The sequence below is a fragment of the Motilimonas sp. 1_MG-2023 genome (assembly GCF_030547455.1).
Taxonomy (GTDB): Bacteria; Pseudomonadota; Gammaproteobacteria; order Enterobacterales; family CBDFNC01; genus Motilimonas.
On the sequence record NZ_JAUOPX010000003.1, the window covers coordinates 174,592 to 182,407 of the forward strand.

The 7,816-nt window shown below is 42.2% G+C and carries 6 protein-coding genes; 2 read left to right on the plus strand and 4 right to left on the minus strand.

Annotated elements, in window-relative coordinates:
* Positions 1-28: 28 nt before the first annotated feature.
* Entirely contained in the window at positions 29-2,491 is a 2,463-nt protein-coding gene (gene thrA / locus Q4519_RS02845; protein ID WP_232801833.1) for a bifunctional aspartate kinase/homoserine dehydrogenase I, read from the minus strand.
* Positions 2,492-3,230: 739 nt separating this feature from the next.
* Here thrA and Q4519_RS02850 point away from each other — a divergent pair.
* Complete coding sequence (locus Q4519_RS02850; RefSeq protein ID WP_232801832.1) at positions 3,231-3,773, plus strand: YfaZ family protein; 543 nt, start codon at positions 3,231-3,233, stop codon at positions 3,771-3,773.
* Here Q4519_RS02850 and Q4519_RS02855 read toward each other — a convergent pair.
* Positions 3,770-4,177 (minus strand): DUF3293 domain-containing protein, encoded by a 408-nt coding sequence (locus tag Q4519_RS02855; RefSeq protein ID WP_303509283.1) that lies wholly within the window; start codon positions 4,175-4,177, stop codon positions 3,770-3,772. The genes Q4519_RS02850 and Q4519_RS02855 overlap by 4 nt on opposite strands.
* A gap of 408 nt (positions 4,178-4,585) precedes the next feature.
* On the opposite strand from Q4519_RS02855, the gene arcA reads away from it, so the two are divergent.
* Complete coding sequence (gene arcA, locus Q4519_RS02860; RefSeq protein ID WP_232801830.1) at positions 4,586-5,305, plus strand: two-component system response regulator ArcA; 720 nt, start codon at positions 4,586-4,588, stop codon at positions 5,303-5,305.
* A 164-nt stretch (positions 5,306-5,469) separates the two neighbouring features.
* Here arcA and Q4519_RS02865 read toward each other — a convergent pair whose 3' ends face one another.
* Together Q4519_RS02865 and Q4519_RS02870 are read right to left on the minus strand one after the other, a co-directional pair.
* Positions 5,470-6,447, minus strand: coding sequence for a PstS family phosphate ABC transporter substrate-binding protein (locus Q4519_RS02865; RefSeq protein WP_232801829.1), 978 nt, complete (start codon positions 6,445-6,447; stop codon positions 5,470-5,472).
* A gap of 173 nt (positions 6,448-6,620) precedes the next feature.
* The gene (locus Q4519_RS02870) at positions 6,621-7,751 is read right to left on the minus strand and encodes a methyl-accepting chemotaxis protein (RefSeq protein ID WP_303509286.1); all 1,131 of its coding nucleotides are present in this window, start codon (positions 7,749-7,751) and stop codon (positions 6,621-6,623) included.
* Positions 7,752-7,816 lie beyond the last annotated feature (65 nt).

Here is a 7,816-nt window from a genome sequence, read left to right on the forward strand (position 1 = left end):
ATTAATCGTTTTACTGCTGGAATCATGGTTAAACTTCCTGCTTCCAATTGAGTGTTCTTAATACATCAGCGAACACACCTGCCGCTGTCACTTCCGTGCCAGCGCCATAACCTCTTAATACCATAGGGATTGGCTGGTAGTACTGGCTATATAGCGCAAGAGCGTTTTCGCCATCTTTTACCTTATTCAGTGGGTCAGATTCATCACATGCGATAATTGACACTCGGCAGTGACCATCTTCGATAGTTCCCGCATAGCGCAATACTTGACCTTTGTCTGCGGCATCCTTTGCACGCTTGGCAAAGTATTCGTCCGCTTGCGGTAAGCGCTCCATAAACTCTTCAATGGTTCCGCTGTCATCAAAGCCTGGCGGCAATGCAGCTTCAATTTCAACATCACTTAATGACAACTCCATGCCAGCTTCGCGAGCCAAAATTAGCAGTTTACGCGCCACGTCAACACCACTTAAATCATCGCGTGGGTCAGGTTCAGTAAAGCCATTCTCACGCGCAATTTTAGTCACCTCTGAAAACGCCATTCCTTCATCTAACTTACCAAAGATGTATGACAATGAACCAGATAGAATACCATTAAACGTCATCAGCTGGTCGCCAGCATTTAAAAGGTTTTGTAAATTTTCAATGACAGGTAAGCCTGCCCCCACGTTCGTTTCATAAAGAAATTTACGACGAGTCGATAAGGCAGTAAGGCGCAGCTGGCGGTAGTAATCCATGCTGCCAGTGTTGGCTTTTTTGTTAGCGGCAACCACATGGAAACCCGCGCCCAAAAAGTTAACGTAATCGTCAGCAATTTTGTCATCACTGGTACAGTCTACTAGCACAGGGTTAATGATATGTGAAGCTTCAACCAGTTGATGGGCACGCTTTAGCGAAAAGGGCTCAGTCGCGTCTTTAAGCTGATCACGCCAATTAGTTAAATCAATGCCATCTGGATTAGCGATCATTGCGCTACGATTAGCGATCCCACAAACACGCATAGTAATATTTTTATTCGCTAGCTGCTCTGTTTGGCGATGGATTTGGTCGACAAACGCACCACCAACACCACCACAGCCCACGAGGAATACGTCAATAAACTGCTGGCTGCCAAAGAAGTTGTGATGACAAGATTTAATTGCCTCATTAACTTTATTTTCAGGGATAACAGCAGAAATAGAGCGCTCTGATGATCCTTGCGCAATCGCAATAATATTTACCGACGGTTCAGCCAACGCGTTAAAGAAACGCGCAGCAACACCAAGGGATGTTTTCATGCCATCGCCAATCAGTGAGATAATCGCCAAGTTATGCTTTTGATCAATCGGCTCAATTAATTGATTGGCTAGCTCTAGTTCAAACTCTTGCTCTATCGCTGAAACGGCCAACTGTGCTTCATAGCTATGAATACAAAAACTAACGCTGTATTCAGACGAAGATTGAGTGATTAAGACAATAGAAACACCAGCACGTGATACCGCTGAGAAAATGCGACCAGCGATCCCCACCATGCCTTTCATCCCAGGACCAGACACACTTAACATGGTCATGCCCTTAAGATCTGAAATGGCTTTCACTTCCATTTTCGCATCACCTGGCTCACCGCTGATTAACGTGCCCGGTGCTTGAGGATTATTGGTGTTTTTGATCAAACAAGGAATGTGATGTTGTGAGATAGGTGCGATGGTTTTTGGGTGCAGTACCTTAGCACCAAAGTACGACAGCTCCATCGCCTCGGCGTAACTTAATGAATCAAGTAAAGTCGCATCTTTTACTAAACGCGGATCGCAGCTGTAAACGCCATCCACATCGGTCCATATTTCACAGCATTCAGCATCTAAACACGCCGCTAGCACAGCAGCGGAATAATCAGAGCCATTTCGGCCTAATACTAAGGTTTCACCCGCTTCGTTACCTGCCGTAAAGCCAGGCATTAAATAAACTGCCTCAGGGATAATCACCTCTGCAGCGAAACGCGCCTTTGAAGCGGCAATATCAACCATCGCTTCGACATAGCCGCCACGATAAGAAATTAACTTCTCTTGCGGCACAATTATTTCAACCACTTCACCTTTGGCTTTAAGTAACTCCGCCATGCAAGCGATACTAAGCACTTCACCTTGGGATAAAATTCGCGCTTCAATGTTATCTGGGCACTGCTCAAGCAAGCTCACACCTTGTAACAGCTTGCTTACTTTAGCCAATACCTCATCGGTTTGGTTTAACAGCGCATTATGTCTGAAATCAGGGTAAAGCTTAGAAAGGCCTATGATCAGGTCAGTAAAGATGGTTTTAATGGCTGCCACATGATGTTCTGCATTTTTCCCTTGGCTAGTTTGCGCCACCACTTCAACTAGGTTGTTGGTGACACCCGCTGGTGCAGATAAAACTAAAGCGACTTGTGACTGCTGCTGATTACTTACCACGATATCGGCAGCGCGATTAAATCGCTCTGCATTGGCTAAAGATGTGCCGCCAAACTTAAGTACGCGCATCGTACCTCTCCCTGATAAAAATGAAAAAGCCCGCTTCGTTTGAGCGGGCTTATAGAATTTTGCTATTGCTTATCCATTAGCCCGCCCCAGCGACAATAACTGTGCTGGTGGTAATAATGGTGGTAGTTGTTAGATTAACTAGCATAAAGCAACCTTATAAAATAATGGCTACACTAATACCTAACTTTACCTAGTTTGTCAATTCGCAGCGTTATAAACACGACAAGCCATAAAAGCCAATTTGACTACTTACAAAACAACAAAAAACCAATAAAAAAGAGAAAATAGAAAAAAACACCGCATAAATTCTGAATAAAGAACACTAACCAGCCTAAATCTCTACCAACAAGTTCAAGGTAAATATTCGCCTTCCCGCTCTGCTACAACGATATCAAGCCGACACAGGTATCAAAGCAAAGCCTAAGCCGCTCACGGATTTGCCCCCCCTACCCTGCTACTTTCACTAAGCGACCAAAAACATCGTAAATGATAGTGGCCAACTCGTAAGCTAACTTAAGGGCTGACTGCAACAAACATACCCAATCAACTTGAAGATGCTTGATTTCAGCATCTTCAAGTTGATTGGGTATAACCCTTTATGAACACTGGATAAAGCCAATATACATTCGTCTTACTACACAAGCCTGATAACAGACCTAGCAAAATAAGTTAATTTTTTTAGCGCATTTTCCTTACATCGCGCCATAATAGAATTACGTTTTAAAATAGGGCCAGAAGTATGAGAAAAGCCGCGCTAATTAGCTTTTTATATCTAATCTGCAACTTAACTGCGGCCTATGCAGAAAGCTATTCGCATCAATCCCCAACGACAGAGCGTTCAGAGATAACGCAACAGTGGTATGTCAGCCGACTTTCTCCTTCTTTTAACTTTCTCTTAAATCAGCAAGAGCCCCTTGGTGATCACGACATCGAGAGAACAAGCTCTAGTATGATTGGCGGTTACAAATGGCCTATTAATCAAAATTTTGATGTATTTATGGAAGCAGGCTTTAGTGACAGTAATCAGATAAAAGAAACAAACTCGCAAGCTCAATACCACTTGTCAACAGGTGTTAGCTATCACATAACCCCGCAATTTCGGCTCGAAAGCCGCATTACCCAAATGTCACTCAAACCAAGTAAAGCAGCCATTAGTGCGAGTGAAACTAATTTAGGCTTCGCGACTTCCTACGAATTGATCCAAAACCTTGATGTCAAGGCTGGTGTTGAAATGCAACTGCAGCATCAGATAATGCACTTAGGCCTAGATTACCGCTTCTAGTTAGCTAAACAACGCGCACTAAATAACCCTAAATGGGCTAGCCCATTCCCCATTAATACCGACTCTAAAAAGAGTTGATCATCTTTTATCCAATAAATTGCGTTTTGTTTAAATTGCCAGCCAATATATTTTCCTTCCCGAACCGAACAAGCGACAGCCACACTCAATTCAGTATATGAGCCATCGGCTGACATGCCCGATAAGCAAGAAAACGTTTTACGGTGAATACGTAAATAGCGCAGCAATCGCTGATGTGCTAAACGATTAGCATACCGAGGTTGAACAATCCCCTTGGGGTTATACGCCGTCACAATAACAAAACGCGGTGCATGTAACTTCGATTGACACCATTGAAAATATGTCTGCTGATAAGCCAACCACAGAGAGTGTTGTAATTTAGACAAAATTATTTCCTCTTAAATGAGCAATGAAAAAAAATTGTTAAAAGCTTGGTTCAGTAGATCACTCTTGATTTATGTCAATCAGAATTAAAAAAAAAACAGTAACCTTATGATATCGGTTGTTATACATCTGTTAACTAATTAGAATGTAATTTCGATATAATTCGCCGCCAAGCCTTCTATAACCAGCACTTAAGGCTGATTTACATTGGCTAAATAGCAGTATTTTAATCTCACCCAAGTGGTAATTAGGCGCGAAAAACACAAAATTAAATCGTAGTCGAGCGCATCCAAACTGAGTCAACGCACTAAAATTATAAACATAATGTTGCACTCTTTTTAAATTTCTTGCTCGGTTTACAACTGAAAGAATGCTAGATTTGTAATTAAAAAACTTAGGGCCTAACTATTATGAATACAACCAATATTCTCATCGTCGAAGATGAATTGGTCACCAGAAATACCCTTAAAAGTATTTTTGAAGCGGAGGGCTATAACGTCCTAGAAGCGACTGATGGTAATGAAATGTACCAAATCTTAAAAACTAATTCTGTGAACTTGGTGATCATGGACATTAATTTACCTGGGAAAAATGGCTTATTACTCGCGCGTGAATTACGCGACCAACATAATATCGCATTGATGTTCTTAACTGGGCGTGACAACGAAGTTGATAAAATATTAGGCCTAGAAATTGGTGCCGATGATTACATCACTAAGCCTTTCAACCCACGCGAGCTAACCATCAGAGCACGTAATCTATTAAGCCGTAGTCAAACCGTCGCTGTGGCTGAAGAATTGCCAAATCAAGTTGAACAGTACGATTTTAACGGTTGGCAACTACAAATAAACAGCCGCTCTCTAGTCAGCCCTGCTGGGGTAGTATTTAAGCTTCCTCGCAGTGAATTTCGAGCGATGCTGCATTTTGTTGAGCATCCGGGTCAAATACAAACCCGCGCAGACTTGTTGAAAAAGATGACAGGCCGTGAACTTAAGCCTCATGATAGAACTGTTGATGTCACCATCCGTCGTATTCGTAAACACTTTGAAAGTCATGGTGAAACGCCAGAAATCATCGCCACTATCCATGGTGAAGGCTACCGTTTTTGTGGTGACATCGAACCACAATAAATCTTTCAAGTAAGCCGAAGACAATAAAGCCCGCAAATACTGCGGGCTTTTTTTGTTGCCTAGATTTCGGTTTAAGCTATCCTCGCCAAATACAATTATTAAGCATCAGATACAAAAAAGCCCTGCAATGCAGGGCTCAAATCAAACGCTAAAGAGCGTACTAATTAAAGCTCAATACCTAGCTCTTTAAGGTCTTTCATTACAACAGAAGATGGTAGTGGAATGTAACCATCTTTAGCAACGATTTCTTGACCTTGAGTAGAAAGAACCATTTTTAGGAACTCACGCTCTAGTGGTGCAAGAGGTTTGTTCGGGTGCTTGTTTACGTAAACGTATAGGAAACGAGACAGTGGGTAAGCACCTGTTACTGCGTTATCCATTGTTGCTTCTACAAATTCACCGCCTTTCTTAGACAGTGCAACAGCGCGTACGCCAGATGTTTTGTAACCGATACCAGAGTAACCGATAGCGTTTAGTGAAGAAGACACAGATTGAACAACAGAAGCTGAACCAGGTTGCTCGTTCACGCTGCTCTTGAAGTCACCTTTACATAAGCTTTTATCTTTGAAGTAACCGTAAGTACCAGATACTGAGTTACGACCGAATAATTGAATGTCTTTGTCTTTCCAAGAGCCGTCTAGGCCTAGGTCACCCCAACGCTCAGCTTGCTTGTCGCCACCACACTTCAGTGTGCTTGAGAAGATTGTATCAACTTGTTTAATTGATAGGCCTTCAATTGGGTTATCTTTGTTTACAAATACAGCCAATGCATCGATAGCAACACGAACTTGTGTTGGCTTGTAACCGTAACGCTTTTCAAATGCTTCAATTTCTTTAGCCTTCATTGCACGGCTCATAGGACCGAACTGAGAAGTACCTTCAGTAAGTGCTGGTGGAGCAGTAGATGAACCAGCGGCTTGAATTTGGATGTTTACGTTAGGGTATTGACGTTTAAATTCTTCGGCCCAAAATGTCATCATGTTAGCTAGTGTGTCAGAACCAACAGATGAAAGGTTACCAGAAATACCACTTACTTTGGTGTAAGTAGGAAGATTTGCATCAACATTGCCAGCAACAGCTGATCCAGCGAAAACGGTAGCGACACTGAAACCAATCGCTGTTACCAGGTTTTTTACTTTCATTATCTTTACTCCAAGTGAATGTATTTTTTCGATTCGGCGCCAGTATGGCTAGCGATGATGACAAATATAAGTACCTAAGATGACAGTTTGATGACCAAGGTAACTTTTCCTTCATAAATGAAAAAGCGCCGAACTCGCGGCGCTTTATTGATATAGAATTTAAAATCAGATAGTTAAACTTTAAATGCAGATATTTGCTTAGTCACATCGTCAGACAAAGCTTTCACTTTACTACTGTTAGCTAACGTTTCTTGGCTTCCTTCACCTGTCTGCGTAGAAATCACACTAATATTGACCATAGAGCGAGCAACTTCTTCAGCAACCGCGGCTTGCTCTGTGGTTGCTGATGCAATCTGGTGATTCATATCATTCACACGCTCTACTTGTTTCACCACCACATTTAAGTTATCACCTGTTTTTCCAGCAGCAATAACACTCTGGCGGGCAGTATCACGGCCTTGCTCCATTGCTTGCGCAGCACTTTTCGCTAACGATTGGAGTTTCTCAATCATTTTTTGAATTTCAATTGTGGAGTTTTTCGTGCTGTGAGCCAAACTTCTAACTTCGTCAGCGACCACCGCAAAACCTCTGCCAGCTTCACCAGCTCGCGCAGCCTCAATCGCAGCATTAAGGGCTAATAAATTGGTTTGCTCAGAAATTCCCGAAATAACATTCAGTACTTCACCTATTTCACTCGAGCCCGCTTCGAGTTCATTAACTACCGTTACTGCGTGCTCAACTTGATTTGAAACTTGATTGATTGAATCAAGTGTTTTATTAATGAGTAAACTTGCTTCACGCACTACGCTATTGGTTTCGCTAGTGGCTTCAGATGCTTGGGAGGTACTGGCTTCAACTTCTTTAACGGCCAATGTCATCTGCTCAACCGCACTGACCACGGTATCCACATCTATCATCTGTTTTTGCACACCAGTATTGGTTTGATTAGCAATCACAGCTAATTCATCAGCCGATAAATTCAAGGTATTTAAACTAGATTGAACTGACTTCAACAGCCCCTGGAAAGAGTCCAGCATCGTGTTGATTTCACGACTTAAAAAACCCATTTCATCTTGACTATCAACATTAATTCTTACTGTCACATCGCCTTTGGCAACTAAGCTCATGGCATTTACGATCAGTCGAAGCGGCTTAACAATTGAACCAATGATTAACCAAGAGGTCGCAATTAAAGCAAACAAAATGGCAACAAAGATCCCACCTTTACTCCACAACCGTTCAATGTATAGCTTTTCTATATCATCTAAATAAACACCTGTACCAACAATGATTGTTCTGGTCAACCAAAACTGGACACCTTTAGTTGAGAATTTTCAAACTCCACTGGTGACAGATCACCATTGGCTGA

What these genes read in the sequence shown, in the direction of transcription:
- Q4519_RS02865 (WP_232801829.1), bottom strand. Translation starts at nt 6,447, where the DNA reads ATGAAAGTAAAAAACCTGGTAACAGCGATTGGTTTCAGTGTCGCTACC.
- thrA (WP_232801833.1), bottom strand. Translation starts at nt 2,491, where the DNA reads ATGCGCGTACTTAAGTTTGGCGGCACATCTTTAGCCAATGCAGAGCGA.
- arcA (WP_232801830.1), top strand. Translation starts at nt 4,586, where the DNA reads ATGAATACAACCAATATTCTCATCGTCGAAGATGAATTGGTCACCAGA.
- Q4519_RS02850 (WP_232801832.1), top strand. Translation starts at nt 3,231, where the DNA reads ATGAGAAAAGCCGCGCTAATTAGCTTTTTATATCTAATCTGCAACTTA.